This window comes from Arboricoccus pini, from assembly GCF_900187945.1.
Taxonomy (GTDB): Bacteria; Pseudomonadota; Alphaproteobacteria; order Geminicoccales; family Geminicoccaceae; genus Arboricoccus; species Arboricoccus pini.
Genome location: NZ_FYEH01000008.1, coordinates 23,320 through 46,708 on the forward strand (window position 1 = coordinate 23,320; position 23,389 = coordinate 46,708).

Below are 23,389 nucleotides of genomic sequence, written 5' to 3' on the forward strand. Positions count from 1 at the left end.
TGTCACTCCTTGACGAAATACGCATCGTAGAAATTCAGCAAGCCGTTGCCCTGATCCTGCCATAACCCTTTCAGGTTTTTGGCAATGGCGACATTGTAAGTGAAGTTATAGACACCGACCGCGACCGCTTGGTCCGTAAACCACTGCTGAAGCGTATTGAATTTTTGCTGACGTGATTTCGGATCGGGCTCACGCTGAGCATCTATAATCTGTTCTTCTATCTCGGGATTATTGAAGAATGTCGTATTATTCCCGTTCGGTTGACCCTTGAGCTGGTGATTATAGACGATGTCGAGAATATTCGGCGATGGCCACACCCAATAGCCGAAGCTGATCTCCTTGTCGCCGGGCTTGGAATAGGCGCCAGCAAACCCCTCGGTCTGCGTAAGGGGTATCAGGTCCACTTTTATGCCGACATTCTTGACCTGATCTTGAATGACCTGAAGGGCCACGGCGCCCTCGGCATCGATGATCGCCTGGTTGAAGGGCAGCCGAGCCTCCAGTGTCTTGCCGTCCTTGGCCCGATAGCCATTCGCGTCGCGAGCGGTCCAGCCCGCTTCATCGAGCAACTTGTTGGCTTTGGCGGGATCGAATGGGTAATTGTCGTCGACATTGAGATAAAGCGGCGTGGTCTTGCTCAGCGAACCGTTACCTTCGAACGGCACGGTCCCTTTGAAGACCGCCTGGACGATCTTTTTGCGGTCGACAGCATCGACAAAGGCCTGACGTACGCGCTGGTCGGTAAACGGTCCACGAGAGACGTTGAACGACAATCCCTGGGGACGACCCGTCGCCACGAACGAAAGCGTCTGAAACTGCCGCTGCGCGTTCTTCCACTGTACCGAGGGCGGTTGGTACGCGACGTCCGCCTCGCCGCTGACGAGCGCTCCCCAGCGCGTCGTCGCATCTGGCACGAACCGCCATTCCAGCCGCTGGGCGTAAGCCCTGCCATTATGATGGGCGTTGGGGGGCGCCCAATTATAGGCGTCGTTGCGTACGAAGCTGATCCCGGCGCCGCGCGTCCATTTCTCTACCCGCCATGGACCCGTGCCGACTGGTGCAAGGCATTTCTGCTCGCTCGTGTTGCGGGCGATCGAGGTCGGGGACTGAAAGCCATAATGGCCATTGGCCAGAACATTATAGATTTCTGGATTGGGCTCAGAGAGATGCAGCTCGACCGTGAAATCGTCGACTTTCGTGAAGCCTTGCATGTAGGTGAAGCCGTGCCAGCCGATGCCTTTTTCCCAGACGGGATAATTGGCGATCACCGCGTCAGCGTCGAACTTCGTTCCGTCCGTGAAGACAACGTCCTTGCGGAGATGGAAGGTAATCGTCTTGCGGTCGCTCGACTGGCTCCAGTCGGTCGCAAGCCACGGACGGATCTGGCCGTTATCGTAGCTGACGAGGTAGTCGAAGACCTGTCGCGCGAGATAGGCCTGCTGCACCCAGCCACCCCAGAGGCAGGGCGGCTCTTGCTGGTGGACATAGGTTATGGTTCCGCCATCAACGCGCTGGTCTTGATCCGCGCTGCCCGTGGCGAATGCCGGCAACGGGGCCCACCCCGCAAGCAGAACAATGGCTGCAACCTTTGATGTGGCCCGGGCTGTCATAGCTATTCTCTTCATCAAGCCTGCTCGTTTCGCTGCTCGAGTCCGTGTCGGCCCCGATCTCTCCGCTCGATCGCTCAATGCGTCCCGAAGCCGTTCAGGCCTATGGCTCGAGCCCGGTGGCTATCCGCGAGGCGATCGCCGGCGCCGAACAATTTTTGCCTGAATGTACCCGGTGTATATTCGCTCTGGGCAAGGCCGCGAGCCTGGAGGACCGGGACGACATGGTCGACCCACTCGTCCCACCATCCGAGCGTCGTGATTGGAACGACGTTGAACCCGTCGACACCTGCATCCGCCCAGCGTTGGACTTCATCGGCGATCTGCTCGGGCGTGCCGGCGAATCGACCCGGAAGCAGGGCAGTCTGCACAAGATGCTCCCCCCATGTCGCATCAAGGTCGAGGTCGGGATTACGATCGAGGATTCGGCGGAAACCGCTGCGGACATGTTCGCTGCTGGCGTAGCGCTCCTGAAGTTCGCGAATCGTCGTCTCAGGCGGAATGTTGAAGTAATCGATGCCGCTATTTCCGCTCAAGAACGCCTGGAATGCCGCGAAATCCGTATGCTCATGGAGATAGGCCTGCTTTCGCCTGGCTTCCTCCTCGGTCGAGCCGATGACGGTCGATAGGGTGACGATCTTCTTTAGCGATTTCGGGTCGCGTCCAAGTCGCAGGGCTAGGTCGTCGAGGATCGCGATATCGCGCACGGCCGCCTCGGGTGTAGCCGACGGGAGAAAGGTAACCTCCGCGTTGCGCACCGCAAATTCCCGCCCGGCTGTGGAGTTTCCGGCCTGAAAGAGCACAGGCGTGCGCTGCGGGGATGGCTCGACGATGTGAGGACCGGCCACACGGTAGCGATCGCCTACGTGGTTGATCCGGTGGATGCGCTCTGGATCAAAAAAGCGATTGCTGGAGGCGTCGTGAAGAACGGCGCCCTCTTCCCACGAATGCTCCCACAATTTGTAGGCGACATCGAGATATTCCTGGGCCCATCGATACCGCTCGTCATGTGGTACGATGCCGTCGTAGCCGAAATTCTGAAAGCCGTTCGTCAGGTAGCTCGTAACGATGTTCCAGCCGATCCGGCCGTTCGTGTAATGGTCGAGCGAGGAAAGCTGCCGGGCAAACGCGAACGGGTGACTCTGGATGATATTGCTCGTGACCGCCAGGCCCAGATGCTCTGTAGCAAGCCCGAGTGCGGACACGATGGTGATCGGGTCAGCCGAGGGGAATTGCGACCCCGCGCGGATGGTATGCTCGAAATCGTAGACGCCAGAAACATCGGCGATGAAGAGCGTATCGAAACAGCCGCGCTCGAGAGTCTTCACCACATGAACATAGGGCTCGAGCTTGGAGTAGCCATACTGAATGCTGCCCTCCGGAGTCCGCCAATAACCGTGACTATGATGATTGGGGGTAAGATGGAGAAAGCCGTTATAGATAAGGCGGCTAGTCATCAAGTCATCCTAGTTTTCGGAAAACACCACGAAGATTGTGCAAGAATCAATAATGTCTGCGATACTCTTTACCGAAAAACCATGTTTAGCATCTAGGTCCGGGTATTTGAGGAATTACGATAGATATTTCTCTAAACCCTAATCCGCTCGTCATGCGACCTCCACAACGACACCGGTCTGTCTTGAATAATCCGCGTCGAAGCAGCCTTCGACGGCAGAACGCATCCTGCTGGATCAAGGATCCAGCGATGGAAAAACTTCCGCGTATCGTTATTTTCGCCTCTGTCGATAGTCCATATTCCCTATCTTGTATAGGATCAATAAGGAGGCGGGCGTTCCAGCCGCTCACAGGTGAGCCTGGTCGCAGCACAGCTGAGCGCGGCCCCAATAGGCGAGCGAGCGCCCCCGCCCCGAGGTCAGGCCTCAGGCCGGAATGTTCCCGAATGACTCGATCCGGGTATGTATCCAGCGCGCGACCGCGTACTGTCGTGGAACGGTGCCCGATAACTCCCAATTATGCCCATTCTAGGATGTCGGATACGTCCCGGTCCGGCGGGCAGGCTTGAGTGCTGCCGCCTGCCGGTCGATGCGGTGCTCATGAGCATGGCGACGGCCAAGCAGCTGAGCGACCAATGTCATTCACGTGTCCTCGGGCATCGTCCTCACGATGAAGGACGCTCTGCCATCGTCCTGACGCTCCCGTCGACAGGCTGCGGTGTGCCTCTTGCCCCCGCCCTCCTTTATGAATGGTGGTAGCAGCGGCTGGCGACGCTGCCGCATTCGCCCGCTATCGCGCACTGCGGATGCCCCATGCGCACAATGCGCATATCTTGACTCAATGCGCATTGTGCGCAAATCATCCGCGCGGCAGGCTGTTGCCCGCCCAAGTAGTGATCGATTCGGGCCGCGCATTTCGCGCAACGGGGAGGAAATATGCAGCTTCCAATCAAGCGCACCATCGAGCGCATTCCGGGCGGCATGATGGTGGTGCCGCTGCTGCTGGGGGCGCTGGTCGCCACGTTTATTCCGGATGCGCCCAAATTCTTCGGCTCTTTCACGAACGCACTCTTTACGGGCTCGCTCGCCATCCTTGCGGTATTTTATGTCTGCATGGGAGCCAGCATCGATTTCCGCGCCACCCCCTACATCGTCAAGAAGGGCGGCACGCTCCTAATCGTAAAGATCGGCGCCGCCATGATCTGCGGCGTAATCGCCGGGCATTTTCTCGGTGAGGCGCCGGTTTCGGGAGGGATCTTTGCCGGCATCTCGACCCTGGCCATCGTGGCAGCGATGAATGATACGAATGGCGGCCTCTATATGGCTCTCATGGGTCAATATGGCCGGCCGCGTGATGTTGGCGCCTATACGATCATGACGCTGGAAAGCGGGCCCTTCCTAACGATGGTGACGCTGGGCGTCGCAGGCCTCGCCGCTTTTCCCTGGCAGTCTCTGGTGGGGGCTATTCTACCTCTCGTCTTCGGCATGATCATCGGTAATTTCGATCGCGAGATGCGCGCCTTTCTCGGCCGGGCCATACCCGTAATGATACCCTTCTTCGCTCTGGCACTGGGCGCCACCCTCGATCTCAGCAAGGTATGGCAGGCGGGTCTGCTCGGCGTCGGCATGGGCGTGGCGGTCGTCGTTCTGACCGGCATCCCCCTCTTCTTCGCCGATCGCCTGACCGGTGGCACCGGTGTTGCCGGCGTCTCCGCGGCCTCCGCCGCCGGTAATGCCGCAGCTGTGCCGGCGATCGTCGCGGCGGCGAATCCGGCTTATGCCGACGCCGCCGCTCCAGCGACCATTCTCGTTGCGGCCTGCGTGGTCGTCACCTCGATCCTGGTGCCCATCGCCACCGCATGGACTTACCGGGTATTCGGCCAAGGTGAGGATCTTGCAGGTGAGCAGGAAGCCGACGCGGACGTCCTCGCTGAATCCTATCAAGGGGCTAGCAGGGCTGCCCGATGACACAGAGCTGGCTCATCCTGGCCGACGATCTCACTGGTGCCGCCGACTGCGCCATCGCGTTCGCGCGCCGCGGCCGCCGCGCCGTAGTGAGCTGGGGCGAGGTGGAGAGCGGCTGGCGACCAGCCGATGTCGTCGCGTATGACACTGCCAGCCGGGGACTGCCGCCTGAGCGCGCCGCGCAGGCACATCGCCAGATGCTTGGGCGTCTGAGCGGCCCCGATCGAACGCTCTTTAAGAAGATCGATTCGACGCTACGCGGTGAACCGGCGATCGAAACGGCTGTGACCGCCGAGTTCCTGCGGGCCCAGACAGGCATGGCGTTCGGCGTCTTTGCCCCGGCCTTCCCATCGACGGGCCGCACGACCATCGACGGTCATGTCCATGTTGCCGGCAGGCCGCTTGAGGAAGCGGAGGTCTGGCGCCGTGACCACACTTATGCGAGTGCCGATCTCGTCGAGGTGCTAGCCAGCGCCGACGTCGTAGCGGAACGGGTGCCGCTGGCGATCATTCGCCGTGGCAGCGCCGCCTTGCGGGCTGCGTTCGCCGCGATCAAGGCACACCAAGCGACGGTCGCAGTGTGCGATGCGGAGACCGATCAAGATCTTCATCTCATCGCCGAGGCCAGCCTTCCCGGGACACCCGGCGATTTCTTTATCGGCAGTGCCGGGCTTGCCCACGCGCTGGCCGCCAGGGTGCCCGGCCACGCCGTGGCGACCCCATCCGTCACCGACGGCCGGCAAGGTGCACTGATCGTCGTGGGTTCGCTTGCCGCGACGTCGCGTAGCGGTGCGCGGAAGCTGGTTGCTGGCGGCGAGGTCGTTCATGTCCCCGTCACGCCGGACATTCTCCTCTCTGATGCGGAGGACCGAACTGAGCTCGGCCACGAGGTTGCGCGCCTGCTTGATGCGGATGCCGATGTACTGGTCGAGATCCAAATGGGCCCGTCGCCGGACATGTCGCTGGGGCCCCGACTGGCGGCGGGCTTGGCCGCGGCGCTCGAACCTGCGGCGGATCGAATGAGCGCGTTCGCCGCAACGGGCGGCGAAACGGCTGCAGCGCTCCTTTCCCGGTTTGGCGTCAACGGCATCGAGCTGATCGACGAAATCGAACCCGGTGTGGCCCTGGGCTTTAGCCTTGGCAGGTTATCAATTCCGGTTGTCACCAAGGCCGGGGCCTTTGGTGACGAGAACAGTCTCGGCCGCATCGCGGCTAGACTTCGAGCCATTCGTAAAAGTGGAATATCGACATGAGTCAGGGCGCTTCTAGTCTCCCCACCATCGCGATCACCATGGGTGATCCGGCGGGTATCGGTCCGGAAGTCATCATGAAGGCGCTGGCGCAGAGCGAGGTCCATGCGATGTGCCGGCCGTTGGTCATCGGTGATGCCGAGCGCCTGCGGCAGGCAGGCCGCATTGTCGGCAGCGACCTTGTGGTCGAGGCGGTCGACGACGCGGCGGAGAGCGTTGCATCGCGGCACGTGCGTTGTGTCGATCTGCAGCTGGTTCCATCCGATCTGGCCTTCGGCAAGGTCTCGCCGATTGCCGGCGAGGCCGCCTATCGCTACATTGAAAAGGCGGTCGATATCATCAGAGCCGGGATCGCCGATGCGATCTGTACGGCCCCCCTCAGCAAGGAGGCGCTGCACGCCGCCGGCCACAAATTTCCGGGCCACACCGAGCTCCTGGCGCATCTGACCGGTACTCCCGAGGTCTCGATGATGCTGGTCTCGCCCAAGCTGCGCGTCATACATGTGACCACGCATATCGGCTTGATCGACGCGATCGCGAAAATCGAGCCCGGGCTGGTGGAGCGCGTCATAACGCGCGGGCATGACGTACTGGTCAACGCCGGGATCGCCAACCCCAAGATCGGCGTCTGCGCGATCAATCCGCATGCTGGCGAGAACGGCCTCTTTGGCCATGGCGAGGAAGCCGCGAAGATCACGCCCGCGATCGAGGCCTGTAAGGCCAAAGGCTGGGACGTGCGCGGGCCTCTGCCGGCGGATACCCTCTTCTTCCTAGCAGGCCGCGGCGATTACGATATGGTGGTCGCCATGTACCACGATCAAGGTCATGGGCCGATCAAGGTTCTGGGACTCGAGGCAGGCGTCAACATCTCGGTGGGCCTGCCCGTGATCCGCACCTCGGTCGATCACGGCACCGCTTTCGACATCGCCGGGACGGGGGTGGCCGACGAGCGGAGTCTCGTTGAGGCCCTGAGGCAGGCGGTCAATCTGGCGCCCAAGCGGCAGTGCACCCAGCCGGCAACGCCAGAGCCTGCCCCAACTGCGCATGCGTAGCCAGCAGCGACGCGCACTATTGCTGGGCGCGTTGCGGACGGGCGAGGTGGATGTTGCCGGCCTCGCCCGGCATTTTGGCGTCTCGGCCTCGACGGTGCGGCGCGACCTGCAGCATCTCTCTGCGGAAAAGGCCGTGCGGCGCACCTACGGCGGCGCGATCTTGACCACGCAGGGACCGGAGTCGACTCTCAGCGAGCGCGAGACGGTCCAGGACAAACAAAAGCGTGCCATCGCCCTGGCGGCGTTGGCTATGATCGAGGACGGCGAGACGTTAATTCTCGATGCCGGATCGACGGTCATGGCGCTGGGCTGCCTGCTCAAGGGGCGCAGGCTCACGATCGTCACCAATAATGTCGCTCTCTTGCCCGCACTTGCGAATGAGCCGAATATCGAGATGATCGTCCTCGGAGGCTCGCTCCGCGCCACCAGCATGGGGACCGTGGGTCACTTTGCGATGGAGGCTCTGCGCCGTATCACCGCCGATCGCGTTTTCATGAGCGCCGATGGCGTGGTCGCCGGCCGAGGCCTTTGCGAGGCCAGCCTCGACCAGGTATGGCTCAAGAGTCTGATGATGGAGCAGGCGCGCGAGACGATCGTGCTCGCCGACGCAACCAAGCTTGGCCGTTCGGAACAGTCCGCCTGGGCGCCATTGCCGCCCCGTTGGCGCCTCGTTACCGATGCCGAGGCGACGAGCCCCGAAATGTTGGCCCTAATCGCAGCCGGGGCGGAGGCAATCACGGTAACACCCTGAAAATGGGCAGGCCCAGACCGCCATTCACAGTTGCGAGGCGCGAGGGGCATGTTGCTGTGTGGCTTGCGGACAGCACCGCACGCCCGTGGCATTGAGCTACGAGAAAGCATGCTGGCGGTCGCGCCCTAGTTGGGCGACATGGCGGGTCCGGGTGCCCGAGCCATGAGATCGGCGTCGAGTCCCGCTTAGACTTAGAGATGGCGACTTAAGCTTTACAGCGAGGCTCCGCCTTATTTGACCGCGTGAGCATAACATCGGCACCGTTTCGCCTGCTAGGACCAAGCGAGTTGGTCGCGTGTCCAATGCCTGCATCTCGATTCAGGCTCGCGCTAAACCTTTCTCGCCGGCGGCGGTTGAAAACCGCGAGAACATTGGCTTCTGCTTTCCGGCGTCAAAGAAGATCGCCACCTTGGTATAGCGCGTTATGCCGTTCGTAACGGTGAAGGTGTCGAAGGCGCCGGTTGGATTGGTATGCATCCAGCGCTAGATGTCCTACAGGAACGTGAGGCCGCCCAGTCCCGCTTTCATGATTTTAAAGTTATCGACGATAGCTGTGGCGAGCTTCTTGTTCGACTAATTGTGTTCCGTTTCAGATCGATCGCTTCAAGCGGTTGCTGGCAAAAAACCATTTAAGGGCGTATCAACTCTCCAGGAATTCGGCGATCGTGGCCGCAATTTCCTCGGCGTGCGTCTCCAGCGCGAAGTGACCCGTGTTGAGGAAGCGAACCTGGGCATTCGGCAGGTCGCGCTTGTAAGCCTCGGCACCTGGCGGAAGGAAAAACGGGTCCTTGTCGCCCCAGATTGCCAGCAACTTAGGTTGGTGTTCGCGGAAATAGGCTTGGAAGGCGGGATAGAGAGCGACGTTGTTCGCATAATCGAGGAACAGATCGAGCTGAATCTCATCTGCCCCAGGACGCCCCATGTACCAGGAATCGAGCGTGTATCCGTCAGGCGAAACTCTGGTGATATCGGGAACGCCGTGGTCATACTGCCAGCGGATGGATTCCGGCGTAAGCATCTTGCGCAGCGCCTGCCGATTTTCGTCGCTTGGGTCACGCCAGTAGCGCTCGATCGGATTCCATCCGTCGCTCAGCCCTTCCTTATAGGCATTGCCGTTTTGCGTGATGATCGCGGTTACGCGCTCGGGATGAGCCATTGCGATACGCAGGCCGGTCGGTGCGCCATAGTCGAAGATGTAGATGGCGAATTGATCGAGTCCGATGACCTCGGTGAAACGATCGATTACCTTGGCAAGATTGTCGAAGGTGTAGGTGAATTGCCTGCGTGAGGGCTGCGCCGTCAAGCCGAAGCCCGGCAGGTCCGGCGCGACCAGGTGGAAGCGATCAGCCAGCAGCGGGATCAGGTCGCGGAACATATGGCTGGACGAGGGATAACCGTGCAGCAGCAGCAGGGGTGGTTTGGCTGGGTCGCCGGCTTCGCGGTAAAAGACCTCGAAGCCGTCAACGTCGGCTGTGCGGTAGGATGTGTGGGTCATGGTCGTGCTCCTTGCGTGCCTGGCGCCAACGGCGGTCGGGATGATGGACGCGGGGAATGATTAAAAGCCGAGCTCGCTGAGCCCTGGGTGATCGTCCGGGCGGCGACCCAAGGACCAATGATAGCGGCGGTCCGACTCTTGAATCGGCACATCGTTGATGGACGCGAAGCGACGACGCATCAGACCATTCTCGTCGAACTCCCAATTCTCATTGCCATAGGAGCGGAACCAGTTGCCGCTATCGTCGTGCCACTCGTAGGCAAAACGGACCGCGATGCGGTTCTCGCGGAATCCCCACAGCTCTTTGATGAGTCGGTAATCAAGCTCGCGCTGCCATTTGCGCTTTAGAAAATCGATGATCGCTTCGCGCCCCTGCACGAACTCGGCGCGATTTCGCCAGTAGCTATCGACGGTGTAGGCGAGCGCGACCTTTTCAGGATCGCGACTGTTCCAGCCGTCTTCGGCCAGACGAACTTTTTCGACCGCAGTTTCCACCGTGAACGGTGGCAAGGGAGGACGCTGGGTACTCATGTGGGATCTCCATTGTTGGCGCGGCGAGCACGTAGCTCTGCATTCTCGGATTCGAGTTGGGCCAGACGATCACGAAGCGGACGTACCGCCTCGTGGACTTCCTGCTCGGTGAAGCGCGGTGTGATGTGCTGTGAGCAATTCCAGTCGAAGTTTTCGAGGCGCAGCCGGAAGACACGTTCTAGCTTCGCTTGGTAGTCCGCTACGGTGACAAGCTCGGTCAGCGCTGGGTCTGTGTCGAGCGCCAGAGTTTCGACGTGGACATAAATCTTGAGCCGCGCACGTTGCGCGTAGTCCATAAGGAACAGGCAGGCGCGATCATCCGCTGCGACGTTGCCAGTACTGATATACTGGCGGTTGCCGCGATAGTCGGCAAAAGCAAGCGTGCGATTGTCGACCAGCTTGAGAAACCCTGTTGGTCCACCGCGGTGCTGCACGTACGGCCAGCCGGTTTCGGAAACCGTCGCCATGTAGAAGCTGTCGCGGGTCGCAATGAACGCTCTCTCGTCATCGGTGAATCGATCGAACTCGCGATGCCCGTTAAAGCCCTTCCAGAAGTGATCGACGCCCATCCTGGCCTGTGCAGCCCGGACGCTGGGGGTCACGGCAATCTCGAGAAACCCATAGGACATGATGGGTCTCCGCTGATGAAATAACAGCAAATAGGGCGCTGGCCCCCTGCCCGATTGGTATCATGCGCCTTCTGCGGCGTGGACGACCGGAAAGTCGATGTCGGTCTCCGCGACCAGATTGAGCAGATTAGTGAAGACGTTTTCCGCGGTGACGGCAACGATCTCCACAATCTGACAGTCGCTGTAGCCAGCGTCGCGTACAGCCTTGATATCGGCATCAGTGACGTGACCACGTTCGCGTACGACCTTGGCGGCAAACTGAACGGCCGCGTTGGCCTTGACGTCGCTTGATGCGCCCTTGCGATTCAGCGCGATTTCTTCCGGGCTGATCCTGGCGAGGTTAAGGCCGAGATATGTGTGGGCCGACAGGCAGTAGTCGCAGCCATTCACTTGGGCGACGGCCAGCGCGATCCGCTCGCGGGTCTTCACGTCGAGCGTCTTGGTTAGTGCGGCACCATTAGACGTGAAGCCCTGCAACGTGGTTGGGCTCTGCGCGAGCAGGCGATACATGTTGGGGACGACGCCGAGCTGCTTGTGCACGGCATCAAGAACCGGCTTCGAGGCTTCCGGGGCGACGTCGAGGGCGAGGATAGAGAGACGGGACATGCTGTTCTCGTTCCGGGTCATGAGCCGGGATTGGCTCGGTAAGGAGAATCATGCGTCTTTCCATCTTGGTTGATAATCTGATAATATCAGGAATCTCCTTGCCATTATTTGGAAGAATGAAATCGACCGTCTGGAAGCTATGTCGATGCTGGTAGCCGTAACAGAGAAAGGCAGTCTGTCTGCGGCAGGACGCGCTTTGCAGGTCCCGTTGGCCACTCTCAGCCGTAAGATTTCCGACCTCGAAGCTCTACTAGGCACACGGCTGCTCGTTCGTACAACACGCAAGCTCACACTGACGGACGCGGGCATCGGCTATGTTGCAGCGGCGCGCCGTATCCTCGAGGAGGTCGAAGTGGCCGAGCGCGAAGCGGCCGGTGAGTTTATTGTGCCCAAGGGCGAGTTGGTCGTGACCGCGTCCCTTATGTTCGGGCGCCTGCATGTCCTACCGGTTGTCACCGACTTCCTGGCGACATTTCCCGAAATCAATATCCGGCTCATGCTGGCCGATCGCAACGTGGATCTCATCGGCGACCACGTGGACATGGCCGTACGAATCGGGAACTTGCCAGACAGTTCGATGGTGGCAACACAGATAGGCGTGATGCGTACAGTGACATGCGCCAGCCCGGCTCTCCTTGCCGGTCGTGGTACGCCGCAGACCCCCGATGATTTACAACTTATTCCATGCGTGGCCGTGGACACGCCCATGCCTTCACCAATTTGGCGTTTCCGGAATCCACGATCAGGCGCCGCGATTCACATTGGAATAGTGCCGCGCCTGACCGTAACGACGACGGAAGCTGCGGCTCAGGCTGCAGTGGGCAATGTCGGCGTTGTCCGGTTACTGCATTACCAAGCAGCTGAAGCGGTCGAACGTGGTGAACTGCAAATCATTCTTGAGACATATGAGCCAGAGCCCGCCCCAGTTCATCTTGTTCACGTATCGCGTGGACAGATGCCGTTGAAAATGCGTCGGTTCCTTGATTTTGCCGCGCCGCGCCTCAAGCAGGTTCTCAGCAGAATTAATTCCATTCAGCCTATGTAGGCAATACTTACCGACACTAGGTCGTAAACTCATAAATTCGGAACGCTCTCAGGACCAATCTACCGCTGCTGTATTGAGCTGATATGCAGATCGTTATGCGCGCAAACCTTTTATGGAACAGGAAACGCCTCCAGATGCCGAATCAGGAGCCGAAATCCTCGATCCACAATCTTGTCATCCCGGACGACGTAGCCGACTGTTCTTGAGAGAGGCGGATTCAGGTTATGCGATACTGCTCCTGGTGTTGGAGTAAGGAGTGCCAATTTTGGGACGATCGCAGCTCCGAGCCCGGCGCCAACCAGTACTTTGATTGCTTCGAAACTGCCCAACTCCATGATGGGTGTGACCGCCACCTCCGACGCGTGAAACCAAGCATCCGTGATCGTGCGCGTATCGCCGGCGGCGCGGTAGGCGATAAATGGGAGCTGCGCAAGTTGCTGCGGCATAATTCCCTTAGGGTATGTGCCTGCCCGCTCCGGTAACATCGCCATCAGCGGTTCAGAAAATAGCGGTATGTAGGTCAACGAAGGAACGGTGCCCCTGGGCAGCGTCATCAGGCCGATGTCGAGATCGCCGGCTTGGACCTGTGGCACAAGATCTGCTGTGTCTCCGATGGTCACCTTGAGCGACAGACGCGGCATCGCCCTCTTTACGGCGCCCAGGACCGACGGCAGGAGGTGGATGCACCCGGTCGCTCCGGAACCGATCCTGATCTGGCCCGAATCCCCCTGCCTGGTCTCAGCCGCGAGCACCACGGCATCCTCCGCAGCTGCCAAGGCGCGGCGCGCCGGTTCCACGAGCGACTGGCCCGCCGCGGTCGGGATTGATCTCCCATTCGCTCGCTCAAACAGGCGTACGGATAGCGTTCGCTCCAGCTCCCGCAACTGCTGGCTGACAGCCGGCTGCGTCAAACCTAACGAGCGCGCCGCGACGGAGACGCTTCCTGTCTCTGCCACGAGAAGGAACGCCCGAAACTGCTTGATGGAGGGTAACCGCATAAGAAAAACTTATTCTAATAGGGTTCATAGAAAATAGTTTCTTCCCTATCAGGACACAAGCCGGGTAAACGAGGCACCGAGTTTCACCGCTAAACGTTTGTAGCTAAATAACTTTTTGGGCGCATACGAATGTCGATCTTTTTGTCTCGCCGGGCGATGATTGCCGGGTTGTCGATTGCCTCAGGAGCTATAATCGTAGGCCCTGCATGGGCTCAGAGTGATCCAGCGATTGCCGCGATCGAGCAGCGCCATGGCGGCCGGCTGGGAGTTTTTGCCGTTGACACCGGGTCGAACCGAGCGCTCGCACATCGCTCCGACGAACGGTTTCTTATGTGCAGCACTTTCAAGGGTCTGCTCGGCGCGCTGATCTTGGCGAGGGTGGACCAGGGTAAGGAAAGCCTGCAGCGCCGAGTCACCTATAGCGAGCAGGACCTGATTTTTACGTCGCCTATCACCAAGACCAATGTCGCAAAAGGCCAGATGTCAGTGGAGGACCTTCTTGAGGCCATGCTGGTGTATAGCGACAATACCGCCGCCATCCTGCTCATGCGTAGCGCTGGCGGGCCTGCGGCGCTCACGCAGTTCTTGCGGGGTATCGGGGACACTGTCACGCGCTCTGATCGCTACGAGCCGAAGTCGAACCAGTACGATGGGGCGCTCGACACCACTTCGCCGCGCGCGATCATTGGATCGGCTTACCAAATACTCATCGGAAACGTGCTCACGCCAGCCTCTCGGGCGCGCCTTGAATCCGGTATGATTGCGTGTAAGCCCGGCGTCAGGCGCATCCGCGCGTCCTTGCCTGCAAGCTGGTCTATTGGCGACAGGCCAGGTGAGAATGTGACCGAAGAATCGAACGACTATGCCATTGTGCGTCCGCCCGGTCGTGCACCTCTGCTGATAGCGACATACTACGATGACCCGCATAGGAGCACAGCCGATCGCGAGGCGGTCATCCGCGATGTTGGGTCCGCATTTGTCGCCTGGGCAAACGGTTAAGCCACTATGAGCACCGGTCATCGCAACCCCCGGATCGACCTGATCCGGGGTATCTCGATACTTCTTGTGCTGCTGCATCACTTCAACATCGCGTATCGTCTGAACGATACGCCGTTGGCACAGCTGATAAGCTGGGATGCCGTGAGAGCCGTCGTCCGAAACGGCAATTACGGCGTGACGATGTTTTTCGTTATCTCGGGCTATCTCATTACGTCGAATGCAAACCGGCGTTGGCCTGATTTTGCGCGCATGGATCTGCGTGGCTTCTATGTATTGCGCATCGCGCGCATTGTTCCTTGCCTTCTTCTGCTGCTTGGTGTCGCCGATATACTCGCGTTGAGCGGCATTGCCATTTTCCAAAACCACGCTCCACAGGGAACGCTGGTCTCGCTTTGGGTCGTGAACCTCGCATCCCTGACCTTCTGGATGAATGTCCTGATTGGCCTCTACGGCTGGGTCAACTATCCGCTAGGCGTGCTATGGTCCTTGTCAGTCGAGGAAGTCTTCTATCTAACGTTCCCTCTGCTCTGCGTGCTACTGCGCCGCCCATCGCGATTGATCGCTTTCTGGGCCGTGATCATTGTTGTCGGCCCCCTCTATCGTGCGGCGCACCAGGGCGATGAAGGCGACTTCCTCTATTCTTATTTCGCGTGTTTCGACGGAATTGCCATTGGCTGCTGTACGGCATTGCTGGCCGGCAAGCGGCCGATGCCCCTTCTCGCCAGCTGGCCGGTTCAGATCCTGACCTTGATCCTCATGGCGTTCCTTTACCTCTCTTATCCCATTAGCGAGACGAATATTCTCGGTGTGACGGTAATGGCCTTGGGGACGGCCCTGCTGCTCATCGGTGCGCATCACGGACACGGCGAGGTATCTCAAGGGCGGGCTGGCGCTGGCCTGCGGTGGTTCGGGAGGCATAGCTACGAACTATACCTTCTTCACTTACTTTTTCTGGGAGCCATGCGGAGCATTTTGGTTCCTCATGCTGTGGGGGGTGCCGAGAAGCTGCTCTTGCTATCTGCCTTCCTCTTGCTCTCTGCAGCCTTCAGCCATGTCATCGCACGGTTCTATGCCGAGCCCTTAAACTTCTTTCTTCGCCGCTTGTTGTGGAGGCCTGCAAGGGCTGGCGAAAGTTCTGTGCCGACTGAGGAACCGGCGTCGTGTTGGTGGGCACGAGGACCACATTAACGCTTTCAGGCTTTCGCGATAGGATAGGAGCACCCTGTTTTTCCGGCGGTGGCAATGGTAAGGGGGCTTTACGAATGACGATTGCGCCGGGTGTCTTTTGAATAATGCATGGCAACAGGCCGAAATTGACGCACCGCCGCTGACAGAAAGCGCGCGGGCGGTCCTGCGGACGATCGCCAGCAACGGGCCTGCCACCAGACCACAATTGAGCGCTGCTCTGATGTTCTCCAAGCCCACAATGTCCGCGGCGGTCAGCGAGCTCGAACGTTATGATCTTCTGGCACCTGTAGGCGTCAATCGCGGCTCGGTCGGGCGCAGCTCGGTCACCTACGGCCTTGGCCCCAGGGCCGGCTTCGTTGTCGGGATCGATTGCGGGACGACGCATGTCAACGCGATCGCGCGCGGTCTCGATGGCGCAACGCTGGCCACGGTAGGAATGCAGCTGGTGGATAAGTCCGCCGCCGAACGGTTTCAGCTGGTCGAAGAGATTATCAAGCAGTTGCTCTCGCAGTCCGAAGCGCGATCGACACCACTGCGTGCTTTGGTTATCGCTCTTCCCAACATCATCTCCGCCTCGCTCGAGAGAATGTTCGGCCGCGATATACTGCTACCCATACTGGCACGGCTGCAATCCACCTACGGCGCACCTATACTCTTAGAAAATAACGTCAATTGCGCCGCTCTCGCCGAGTATCACGAAGGAGCTGCAAAGCATCACTCCTTCGCGATCTATATGCAGATCGGCGTGAAGACCGGCATGGGCATCGTACTCGATGGGCGGCTGTTCCGCGGCTTCAAGGGAGGCGCCGGCGAAATCGGCCATCTGCCATTTCCCTGGTCGGAGCGAGAGCAGCCGAAGTGGCAGCAGGTGGAAACCTATATGGGCTCGGCGGCTTTGCTGGAGCGCGCGGCCATGAGCTGGCCGAAGAAGGACGGAGCGCCGCCAGGAAGCACCAGCGATCTCTTTGCGCGCGTCGAGCAGTCTCTGGCTGCGCGCACCATTGTCGAACAACATGCCCGAGACATCGGAAACCTGGCCGCTGCTTGTGTAAGCGTGTTGGATCCGGAACTGATCGTACTTGGTGGCGGTGTCGGGCAAAATCCGCAGCTGCTGCCGAGTGTGAGGCGCGTCGTGAATGAATTGTGTTGGGCCGTCGAAGTCGTCAATGGCCAGTTGGCCGACCAGGCGACCGTTCTCGGCGCCGTGCGCCTTGCCATGGATTTCGCCATGGCAAGGCTTTTAGGAGAGGAAGGAAAGCCCGCTTTCCTCTATCCGGAAGCGCTGACCGTGGATCGGATCAGCGTTTAGCCGCTGCTCAAACGTCCCGCTTGGTGTCGGTCTGCCGGTAGCGGAATTCGCAGACTGGCAGTCCGGCGTCTTCCGAAAGCGTGGCAATGAGCAACTGCGCCGGCATAGCCTGCAGGATTGCGTCGCCGATGCCTTCGGAAAAGGCCGGAACATGGATGACGACCAGATTGTCGGCGTCTGCGATATCGGCTCTCGATGTTACCAGAACGGTGGGAATGCCAAAGCCAGCGAGATCCTGCGCCAGCTTGACTTCCCGCCCGTGACCGAACAGCAATACGCCGCTGTCTTGATCGTTCGGCTCCATCGGACCGTGCAGAAAGTTCAGCGTATCCCAGTCCTGGGCTGCCACACGCGCTGCTTCGCGAATGAGAAGTGCTGCATAGCCGGCTGTCCCGTAGGCCGTGCCTGCACCCACGCAATCGATCGACTTCTTGCCGGCAAATAGCTTGGCGGCCTTCTCTGCCTGTGCACGCGTCGTCTTCAAGACGGCTTCGGCTCGACCCGATATCTCGGCCCATTTCGTGGCTGATGGGCGTCCGGCCTTGTCGGCAAGGAGCGCCGCGGTTAGCAGCGAGCCCAGATAGCTCGTCGTGTTCGGACCACTGTCGTTGCCACTCCCGGTCGCGATCATGTGCTTGACGACACGGGAAATCGGCGTGCCATCTGCTTTGGCGACACCGTAAGATTCTGCATTCGGGCGAAGCTCCATCGCACGCGCCGGTTCTTCGCTGCGTCCGGATGCGGAAAAGGCGATATAGGCTCCGCCGGCATCGATCGATGCATCATAGAGATCCGTGCCCGGCAACGCGAAGGCCCGAATGCCTTGCGCACGCATCTGAGCCGCGGCCACGATGGCCGCGTAGAGGCTGGCGCCGATGCCAACCAGGATCGCAGGGCCTTTCGCGATAGGCGCAACGTCAAGGGCTTCAAGCCGCCTTGAAACGGCTTCGAGGCAGGATTTCAGGGCTTCGGGCTGGAGCGCGATCGCTTCGCGATAAGGCAATTTGTCCGACATGATCATTCCTTTATTTTTTGTAAAAAAAGCGGCCGCGCAGATCGCGGTTGCCAGGGAATTGCCGGTTTCAATCCAACTTCATGTAATCGGCGAAACGCGCAGCATCGTTGACGGTGACTTTGTCCAGCTTGTTCTCGCCGAGACCCCATTTTTCGAAGATCTTGGCGTAAGAGCCGTCATCGATCATCGACTGCATGGTGGCTGCCAGGACATCGCGCAATTGCGGGTTGTCCTTGCCGACTAGCATTGACTGATAGCCGACGGCATATTGGCTGCCTTTGACGAGTTCGAGCTTCTTGCTGCCTTCGGGCTGGTGCTGAAGGCTGTAGGCTGCAACGCCCGTCGTATCCATGGAGAGGTCCACGCGCCCGCTCTGCAATGCAATCGTAATCTGATCGTTTGAGGGGAACTGCATGACGTTGAGCGGCTTGTCGGCCGGGCAAAGCGTCTTCTGCTTGTCGAGAAGCTGGAGCGGGATGGAGCCCTGAACCGCGCCAGCATTCAACCCGCAAGCGTCTTTGAGCTTGTGTATGTCCTTCGGATTGCCTTCCAGAACTAGAATGCTGGTGCCTTCGAGCATGTAGTTGACGACATCGACAATCTTCTCGCGCTCGGCAAAATCGCCGAGACCCGACATGCCCATGTCGAAACGACCGGCCTGGATGCCGGGAATGATGCTCGCGAATTGAGCGGGAATGTCGGTAAACTTCACGCCAAGGCGCGTACCCATTTCGTCGCGAAGCTCACGCTCAAGACCGATGATCGTCTTGTTGTCCTCGCCGTAAAAATCGTATGGTGGCGTTTGCGGCTCAGTGCCGACTTTGATTTCACCCGCCGATTTGATCTTTTCCGGCAGCATATCATGCAACTTCTGGTCAACGCCCGCCGCCCATGCGGTAGAGCTTGCCAGCGCAGCTGCGGCCACCAGGATGATCGTCAGATTGATCTTTCCCGTCATCGGTAATCCCTTTTTCTCCTGATGCACGTGAAGGACGTGCGGCCTCATTTCGATGCCTGCCTGCCGGTCAGTGCATGCGTCTTAGAAATGCCTGGGTTCGTTGCTGTCTGGGGTTGTCGAGAAGCTCGCGAGCAGGGCCTTCCTCGACCACCACACCCTGATCCATGAAAATGATGCGATCGGCGACTTCACGCGCAAAGGACAGCTCGTGGGTCACCACGATCATGGTCATTCCATCGGCTGCCAGCTTGCGCATGACGTTCAGCACCTCGCCGACAAGTTCGGGGTCGAGCGCCGATGTCGGCTCGTCAAAGAGCATTAGCTTTGGATTCATCGCCAGTGCGCGGGCAATCGCCACGCGCTGCTGTTGACCGCCGGAAAGCTGATAGGGATAGGCGCTGCCTCGCCCCTCCAGATCCACCATCTTGAGCAGCTCTCTTGCGCGGTCGAGCGCCTCGGCGCGAGGCGTGCCGCGATTCAGGATCGGCGGCTGCGAAATATTGGTCAGGACATCTTGATGGGCAAAAAGATTGAAGCGCTGAAAGACCATGCCGATGTCGCGGCGCTGGGCGGCAAGATCCTTGCTGCTCATTTCATACAACGCATCGCCCCGCTCGTGATAGCCGATCAACCGGCTATCGACGAAAATTCGACCTCTGGTCATGCGCTCCAAATGGTTGATACATCTCAGAAATGTTGACTTGCCGCTTCCCGACGGACCAAGCAAGCATACGACCTCGCCCTTGCTGACCGCGAGATTGATGCCCTTGAGCACATCGAGCGAGCCGAAAGACTTGTGAACATCCACCGCCTCCACGATAGGTGAAGCCGCGGGCGAAATATTGGGAATGCTCATCCGTTTCTCCCTTCGGCGCGCATCAGCCGCAGGGCGTTCGTCACGAATCCGGGCGTCTGGTTCGTTGACTTGCCAAGTCGCTGCTCGACGATGAACTGAATGGCGGAGGCGATCGTCGTCATGACGAGGTACCAGATGCTTGCGACGATCAGTAGTTCGATAATCAAAAAGTTGCGCGCGTAGATGTTTTGTGCCCGTGTCAGCAGGTCCTGAGCCGCAACGATCGAGACCAGCGAGGTCGTCTTCAGCATCGAGATCGTCTGATTGCCGATCGGCGGGATGATGACGCGAAGCGCCTGAGGGAAAATGATGCGGAGCATGGCCTGGCCCGGCGTATAGCCGAGGGCTTTGGCGGCTTCGTGCTGACCGCTGTCCACCGCCATCAGCCCGCCGCGAATGATTTCGGCCATGTAGGCCGCCTCGTTGAGACTGAGGGCAAGAAGCGCTGCGATGAAGGCCGTGATGATCGAATTAGTATCGACGTGAAACGAACCGATATCAATACTCGGTATGAACAGCTGAATATTGAACCAGAAAATAATCTGAACCAGTAGCGGCGTGCCACGAAAGAACCAGATGTAGAGGCTTGCGAAGGCGGAAAGCACGGGGTTTGGAGAAAGCCGCATCATCGCCAGGATCGCCCCGGCGATGATGCTTATGACCATCGACAAGACGGTGAAAAGGATCGTCAACTTGATCCCGTCGAGGATCGTTTCATCGAAAATATACTGCGGTATGGCCGACCAGATGATGTGCCGGCTGGTCGCCACCAGAGACACCAGCAAGGCGACGATAATAATGAGCAACAACGCCACTGCACGCTGTCCCCAGTTTCGCGCTGGGATGATTTTTGGGGTCGTCATGCGGCTCTCCAATCACGCGCGGTCTTCAACTCGCCATCGACATGCGGCAGTGGAAAAGTTGCGGGCAGAGTGCCGGCGCTGAGCTTGCGCGCCAGCGCCATCGCTCCCACAACGGGCTGTTCGCGCAGCAATGTCAGCGTCACATCCGGCAGGCGATTTGCCAGGGCGGTTTGGAATGCAGCAAGAAGGCGTGGCTGCCGGGCTATAACGCCACCGCCGGTCACGACGTGACCGCGCGGCGCGCCACGACGCACCAGTTGCTCAACGAGCGCCGAAAGCGCCACGCCCGCATCGGCGATAACCTTCTGCGCCGGCTTCGAGCCTGCATCCGCGGCGTAAAAGACGAGCGGAGCGAGCCGGCCAATACCGGCGGCCGTGCCGATCTCGCCAAGCGTTCGACCGAGTTCGATGGGAGACGAGATGGCCAGAGCCTCCATCAGGTTCTGGCCGAGGGCATCGAGCGTGCCTCCCTGATCAAGCGTAAGGCGCACGGCGCGCGCGGCCTCGCGCACCAGTCCGCTGGCGCTGCCTTCGTCGCCCAGGTACCAGCCCCATCCCCCCGATGCGATCATTCTTCGCAATGCATCGCGCGCCACGGCGATCGAGCCTGTGCCGCTGATGACCGAAATGCCGCTCTCTTTGCCTGCCGCAGGCAGGAGAAGTTCGGAATCGTTGAGAACCAGGACCGTGCCACGCAGGCGGGAGGCAAGCTTTGTTTGCAGCTCCAGTCGATCCTCATCGCTGTCGCAACCATGGGCGCCGACGACAGTGACTACCGGCATCGCTCCGGCGGTCGTAACGAGCAGCGAGACAAGCGCGTTGACGTCTGCGTCGTGATCGGCCCGTCCGCGCCATTCGGCCGTGGCCACTAACGCATCGCCGACCGCGCTGCCATCGCGCTCGGCGATGAGCTGGGTTTTCGTGCCGCCAATATCTATTCCGACAATCATGTACCAGCTTCCGTTTGTTAGGCAACTTACCTAACTATATGGAAGACGCAAGCAGTACTTGGCCGGTCGTTGCAGCCCATCCGAGCGGGCATGCGCGAGCGTGGAACGGGGCGATTCCTGGAGCGTTGCGAAACGTCGAGGAGATCCTTTCTGGCATGTGCAGCCGAGGAGGGTGATGGCTGCGGACGGCCGACGCCAGCTAGGCCATGTGACCGAATTTGAACGAGCATGGCCGAGGCGCAAAACAGAGATGGCCAGAAGCTCGCGTAGGATTTTTCGCATCAGGGCGCAACACGACTGATTGCGCCGCCCGCGCGAAGCTCCGGCAGCCAGACGGCGATACGACAGCGTAGGCAAAGCGGGACATTTTGGGTGACGAACATCTTCGGCAACCCTCCTCAACGGTTGCGCTGCCGAGAGGCTCAGCACCCCCTGGCTATCGATGACGACGAAGGTGCCATCTTGAACGTCGATCTGGCCCCTTTCGATAAAGACCAGCGAGGAGCGATCCTTGAGCGGGATGGGCCGAGGGGGCGCCATGCCCGGAAGCACGCTCACCGACCGTTGCTCCTGGCGCGGCGGATGAGCATCAGGCCGCAGCCCCAGGCCCTGGCCTTGCCGAAGCCGGCATGGAGGCGGCGCAAAAAGCGCGAAGGATCGTCGACGCGCAGCTTGCCATCGAATTCCAGCATGGAGAACCTAATTGGGCTCGAGGCCGGACCACGCGGAACGCGGATCTGCTCATAACCATCGATGCGCAGGCTCGCCTCCGGATCGAGCAGCGTGAAGACCGCCGTCTCACCTTGGCGCTCGAGCCAGGCCAGACCTGCACTGCGAATCGCAACCTCGCGACGTTCCGACCTGCTTCCCGCGAAAGCGCCGTCGGCCGGGGAAGAGAGTGCGTGCATGACGACGTCATGGTAGCGCTGAGTCTTTCCGGGCCCCTTTCTTTCCGGGTCGTGGCGCAGGCGGCGGACGGGATTGGCACGCAGGGAAAATGAGAGCTGGTCGCCGGCGCGAAGGACTGGCGACCATTGCTTGGTCTCCAGCGGCTCGAAAAGACCGTGCGGATCGAGCGGGGGCCTGGCCGACAGGACGAGAAAGCCGGCCTGGCCCGTGCCCTCCTCGCGCCAGAGAAAATCCCTCCGGCGATCCGCCGTGTCGGCAAAGAGCGTCCAGACCAGCCGGTGGGCGGTTCCGGTGCGGGCATGCGGATCGTCCGGCATGAGCAGGGGCCCCAGGGCGGAGAGTGCCCCATCACGGCGCAACCGCACGCGACTGAGATAAGCCATCGTCATGGCAACGCTCCGCTGGACGGGGCGGGTGTATAATCAAGGGTGCATGCATCCAGAGAACGACCAGTGCCACACCTTTTCCCGTCGTTAAACCGTCGAACCTTTTGACGCCGACGAAATCTGGGCGCTCCGAGGACGTGAACAGGTCTTGCAACCCGATTTCGCGCACTATCTTAACCAGTCGGAAGGAGGCCGTAAGCTCATGGGAGTGCATAGATAACCGGACGGGTGCTATTATTGATTATTTAGTTCTTGAAAAGCTAAGTAATTATAGAAATTACTTGAGAGTGAGCCCATTCTATAATGAAAAAACGGGAGATCCGATGAGATAATCTATGAATCGCTACGCGAAGTAGGCGCCCGACAAAAAGTACGAGATGTGCTTAGTGGAATTCTCTTTATTTCCTCACCCATTGGGTTCCAGATAGGCGACGAATGGCCCTAAAGGCGATGTCCGTGCTTTATAGTCTTATCGAAATGAGATCCCCACTTTGTGGGCTTGGTTCATCTTCTGGTGGCCCGTGAGGCCGCCGGCAGTCCCCAAGCAGCAATTTATCGAGGAATTTCTGGACG

At 59.7% G+C, this 23,389-nt stretch carries 21 protein-coding genes and 1 pseudogene; 8 read left to right on the forward strand and 14 right to left on the reverse strand.

The genetic code is table 11. The features are described 5' to 3' along the window. Window positions 1-2: 2 nt before the first annotated feature. Together CFB17_RS12110 and CFB17_RS12115 are read right to left on the reverse strand one after the other, a co-directional pair. Window positions 3-1,550, reverse strand: coding sequence for an ABC transporter substrate-binding protein (locus CFB17_RS12110; RefSeq protein WP_207762045.1), 1,548 nt, complete (start codon window positions 1,548-1,550; stop codon window positions 3-5). Between the two features lie 134 nt (window positions 1,551-1,684). Further along, on the reverse strand, window positions 1,685-3,064 hold the full coding sequence (locus CFB17_RS12115; protein ID WP_088561826.1) for an NtaA/DmoA family FMN-dependent monooxygenase: 1,380 nt from the start codon (window positions 3,062-3,064) through the stop codon (window positions 1,685-1,687). A 933-nt stretch (window positions 3,065-3,997) separates the two neighbouring features. Here CFB17_RS12115 and CFB17_RS12120 point away from each other — a divergent pair. The 4 genes from CFB17_RS12120 to CFB17_RS12135 are packed head-to-tail and all read left to right on the forward strand — an operon-like array spanning window position 3,998 to window position 8,079. Then, entirely contained in the window at window positions 3,998-5,029 is a 1,032-nt protein-coding gene (locus CFB17_RS12120) for a 2-keto-3-deoxygluconate permease (protein WP_088561827.1), read from the forward strand. Beyond that, window positions 5,026-6,279: a four-carbon acid sugar kinase family protein gene (locus CFB17_RS12125; protein ID WP_088561828.1), complete on the forward strand. Its 1,254-nt coding sequence runs from the start codon at window positions 5,026-5,028 to the stop codon at window positions 6,277-6,279. Before CFB17_RS12120 ends, CFB17_RS12125 begins: the two co-directional genes overlap by 4 nt. Next, complete coding sequence (gene pdxA / locus CFB17_RS12130) at window positions 6,276-7,328, forward strand: 4-hydroxythreonine-4-phosphate dehydrogenase PdxA (RefSeq protein ID WP_088561829.1); 1,053 nt, start codon at window positions 6,276-6,278, stop codon at window positions 7,326-7,328. Before CFB17_RS12125 ends, pdxA begins: the two co-directional genes overlap by 4 nt. Next, complete coding sequence (locus tag CFB17_RS12135) at window positions 7,321-8,079, forward strand: DeoR/GlpR family DNA-binding transcription regulator (RefSeq protein ID WP_088561830.1); 759 nt, start codon at window positions 7,321-7,323, stop codon at window positions 8,077-8,079. The genes pdxA and CFB17_RS12135 overlap by 8 nt, the downstream gene beginning before the upstream one ends. A 321-nt stretch (window positions 8,080-8,400) precedes the next feature. Here the strand turns inward: CFB17_RS12135 and CFB17_RS12140 are convergent. From CFB17_RS12140 to CFB17_RS12160, 5 genes and pseudogenes are all read right to left on the reverse strand, one after another. After that, window positions 8,401-8,562: pseudogene (locus CFB17_RS12140) on the reverse strand (catalase); the annotation flags it as partial. A 157-nt stretch (window positions 8,563-8,719) separates the two neighbouring features. Beyond that, on the reverse strand, window positions 8,720-9,574 hold the full coding sequence (locus tag CFB17_RS12145) for an alpha/beta fold hydrolase (RefSeq protein ID WP_088561832.1): 855 nt from the start codon (window positions 9,572-9,574) through the stop codon (window positions 8,720-8,722). A gap of 60 nt (window positions 9,575-9,634) precedes the next feature. After that, a complete protein-coding gene (locus tag CFB17_RS12150; RefSeq protein WP_088561833.1) occupies window positions 9,635-10,105 on the reverse strand; it encodes a nuclear transport factor 2 family protein in 471 nt (156 codons plus the stop codon). Then, window positions 10,102-10,734 (reverse strand): pyridoxamine 5'-phosphate oxidase family protein, encoded by a 633-nt coding sequence (locus tag CFB17_RS12155; RefSeq protein ID WP_088561834.1) that lies wholly within the window; start codon window positions 10,732-10,734, stop codon window positions 10,102-10,104. Before CFB17_RS12155 ends, CFB17_RS12150 begins: the two co-directional genes overlap by 4 nt. Before the next feature lie 60 nt (window positions 10,735-10,794). Further along, entirely contained in the window at window positions 10,795-11,340 is a 546-nt protein-coding gene (locus CFB17_RS12160; protein WP_088561835.1) for a carboxymuconolactone decarboxylase family protein, read from the reverse strand. 121 nt (window positions 11,341-11,461) lie between these two features. On the opposite strand from CFB17_RS12160, the gene CFB17_RS12165 reads away from it, so the two are divergent. Further along, entirely contained in the window at window positions 11,462-12,385 is a 924-nt protein-coding gene (locus CFB17_RS12165) for a LysR family transcriptional regulator (RefSeq protein WP_088561836.1), read from the forward strand. A 110-nt stretch (window positions 12,386-12,495) separates the two neighbouring features. Here the strand turns inward: CFB17_RS12165 and CFB17_RS12170 are convergent, their stop codons facing one another. Continuing rightward, the gene (locus CFB17_RS12170; RefSeq protein ID WP_088561837.1) at window positions 12,496-13,383 is read right to left on the reverse strand and encodes a LysR family transcriptional regulator; all 888 of its coding nucleotides are present in this window, start codon (window positions 13,381-13,383) and stop codon (window positions 12,496-12,498) included. Between the two features lie 129 nt (window positions 13,384-13,512). On the opposite strand from CFB17_RS12170, the gene bla reads away from it, so the two are divergent. The 3 genes from bla (at window position 13,513) to CFB17_RS12185 (ending at window position 16,879) form a co-directional block, all read left to right on the forward strand. After that, window positions 13,513-14,382, forward strand: coding sequence for a class A beta-lactamase (gene bla / locus CFB17_RS12175; RefSeq protein ID WP_088561838.1), 870 nt, complete (start codon window positions 13,513-13,515; stop codon window positions 14,380-14,382). A 6-nt stretch (window positions 14,383-14,388) separates the two neighbouring features. Next, window positions 14,389-15,570 carry an acyltransferase family protein gene (locus CFB17_RS12180; RefSeq protein ID WP_088561839.1) on the forward strand — a complete coding sequence of 394 codons (1,182 nt, stop codon included), beginning with the start codon at window positions 14,389-14,391 and terminating at the stop codon, window positions 15,568-15,570. Between the two features lie 238 nt (window positions 15,571-15,808). Further along, entirely contained in the window at window positions 15,809-16,879 is a 1,071-nt protein-coding gene (locus CFB17_RS12185) for an ROK family protein (protein ID WP_243389875.1), read from the forward strand. 7 nt (window positions 16,880-16,886) lie between these two features. On the opposite strand, the gene CFB17_RS12190 is transcribed toward CFB17_RS12185, so the two are convergent. The 6 genes from CFB17_RS12190 to cas6e form a co-directional block, all read right to left on the reverse strand. Then, the gene (locus CFB17_RS12190; RefSeq protein WP_088561930.1) at window positions 16,887-17,894 is read right to left on the reverse strand and encodes an SIS domain-containing protein; all 1,008 of its coding nucleotides are present in this window, start codon (window positions 17,892-17,894) and stop codon (window positions 16,887-16,889) included. A gap of 67 nt (window positions 17,895-17,961) precedes the next feature. Beyond that, on the reverse strand, window positions 17,962-18,819 hold the full coding sequence (locus tag CFB17_RS12195) for an ABC transporter substrate-binding protein (RefSeq protein ID WP_207762047.1): 858 nt from the start codon (window positions 18,817-18,819) through the stop codon (window positions 17,962-17,964). A 100-nt stretch (window positions 18,820-18,919) separates the two neighbouring features. Further along, window positions 18,920-19,708 carry an amino acid ABC transporter ATP-binding protein gene (locus tag CFB17_RS12200; protein WP_207762048.1) on the reverse strand — a complete coding sequence of 263 codons (789 nt, stop codon included), beginning with the start codon at window positions 19,706-19,708 and terminating at the stop codon, window positions 18,920-18,922. Continuing rightward, window positions 19,705-20,571, reverse strand: coding sequence for an amino acid ABC transporter permease (locus CFB17_RS12205; protein ID WP_088561932.1), 867 nt, complete (start codon window positions 20,569-20,571; stop codon window positions 19,705-19,707). The genes CFB17_RS12200 and CFB17_RS12205 overlap by 4 nt, the downstream gene beginning before the upstream one ends. Further along, the gene (locus tag CFB17_RS12210) at window positions 20,568-21,521 is read right to left on the reverse strand and encodes a BadF/BadG/BcrA/BcrD ATPase family protein (RefSeq protein ID WP_088561842.1); all 954 of its coding nucleotides are present in this window, start codon (window positions 21,519-21,521) and stop codon (window positions 20,568-20,570) included. Before CFB17_RS12210 ends, CFB17_RS12205 begins: the two co-directional genes overlap by 4 nt. A 554-nt stretch (window positions 21,522-22,075) precedes the next feature. Further along, complete coding sequence (gene cas6e, locus CFB17_RS12215) at window positions 22,076-22,819, reverse strand: type I-E CRISPR-associated protein Cas6/Cse3/CasE (protein ID WP_088561843.1); 744 nt, start codon at window positions 22,817-22,819, stop codon at window positions 22,076-22,078. Between the last annotated feature and the right edge of the window lie 570 nt (window positions 22,820-23,389).

Excerpts from the sequence above, each read along its gene's own strand:
- pdxA (WP_088561829.1), top strand. The coding sequence starts at position 6,276 with ATGAGTCAGGGCGCTTCTAGTCTCCCCACCATCGCGATCACCATGGGT.
- CFB17_RS12120 (WP_088561827.1), top strand. The coding sequence starts at position 3,998 with ATGCAGCTTCCAATCAAGCGCACCATCGAGCGCATTCCGGGCGGCATG.
- CFB17_RS12125 (WP_088561828.1), top strand. The coding sequence starts at position 5,026 with ATGACACAGAGCTGGCTCATCCTGGCCGACGATCTCACTGGTGCCGCC.
- CFB17_RS12180 (WP_088561839.1), top strand. The coding sequence starts at position 14,389 with ATGAGCACCGGTCATCGCAACCCCCGGATCGACCTGATCCGGGGTATC.
- CFB17_RS12170 (WP_088561837.1), bottom strand. The coding sequence starts at position 13,383 with ATGCGGTTACCCTCCATCAAGCAGTTTCGGGCGTTCCTTCTCGTGGCA.
- CFB17_RS12150 (WP_088561833.1), bottom strand. The coding sequence starts at position 10,105 with ATGAGTACCCAGCGTCCTCCCTTGCCACCGTTCACGGTGGAAACTGCG.
- CFB17_RS12190 (WP_088561930.1), bottom strand. The coding sequence starts at position 17,894 with ATGTCGGACAAATTGCCTTATCGCGAAGCGATCGCGCTCCAGCCCGAA.
- CFB17_RS12135 (WP_088561830.1), top strand. The coding sequence starts at position 7,321 with ATGCGTAGCCAGCAGCGACGCGCACTATTGCTGGGCGCGTTGCGGACG.
- CFB17_RS12155 (WP_088561834.1), bottom strand. The coding sequence starts at position 10,734 with ATGTCCTATGGGTTTCTCGAGATTGCCGTGACCCCCAGCGTCCGGGCT.
- CFB17_RS12210 (WP_088561842.1), bottom strand. The coding sequence starts at position 21,521 with ATGATTGTCGGAATAGATATTGGCGGCACGAAAACCCAGCTCATCGCC.
- CFB17_RS12145 (WP_088561832.1), bottom strand. The coding sequence starts at position 9,574 with ATGACCCACACATCCTACCGCACAGCCGACGTTGACGGCTTCGAGGTC.
- CFB17_RS12205 (WP_088561932.1), bottom strand. The coding sequence starts at position 20,571 with ATGACGACCCCAAAAATCATCCCAGCGCGAAACTGGGGACAGCGTGCA.
- CFB17_RS12185 (WP_243389875.1), top strand. The coding sequence starts at position 15,809 with ATGTCCGCGGCGGTCAGCGAGCTCGAACGTTATGATCTTCTGGCACCT.
- CFB17_RS12115 (WP_088561826.1), bottom strand. The coding sequence starts at position 3,064 with ATGACTAGCCGCCTTATCTATAACGGCTTTCTCCATCTTACCCCCAAT.
- cas6e (WP_088561843.1), bottom strand. The coding sequence starts at position 22,819 with ATGACGATGGCTTATCTCAGTCGCGTGCGGTTGCGCCGTGATGGGGCA.
- bla (WP_088561838.1), top strand. The coding sequence starts at position 13,513 with ATGTCGATCTTTTTGTCTCGCCGGGCGATGATTGCCGGGTTGTCGATT.
- CFB17_RS12200 (WP_207762048.1), bottom strand. The coding sequence starts at position 19,708 with ATGAGCATTCCCAATATTTCGCCCGCGGCTTCACCTATCGTGGAGGCG.
- CFB17_RS12160 (WP_088561835.1), bottom strand. The coding sequence starts at position 11,340 with ATGTCCCGTCTCTCTATCCTCGCCCTCGACGTCGCCCCGGAAGCCTCG.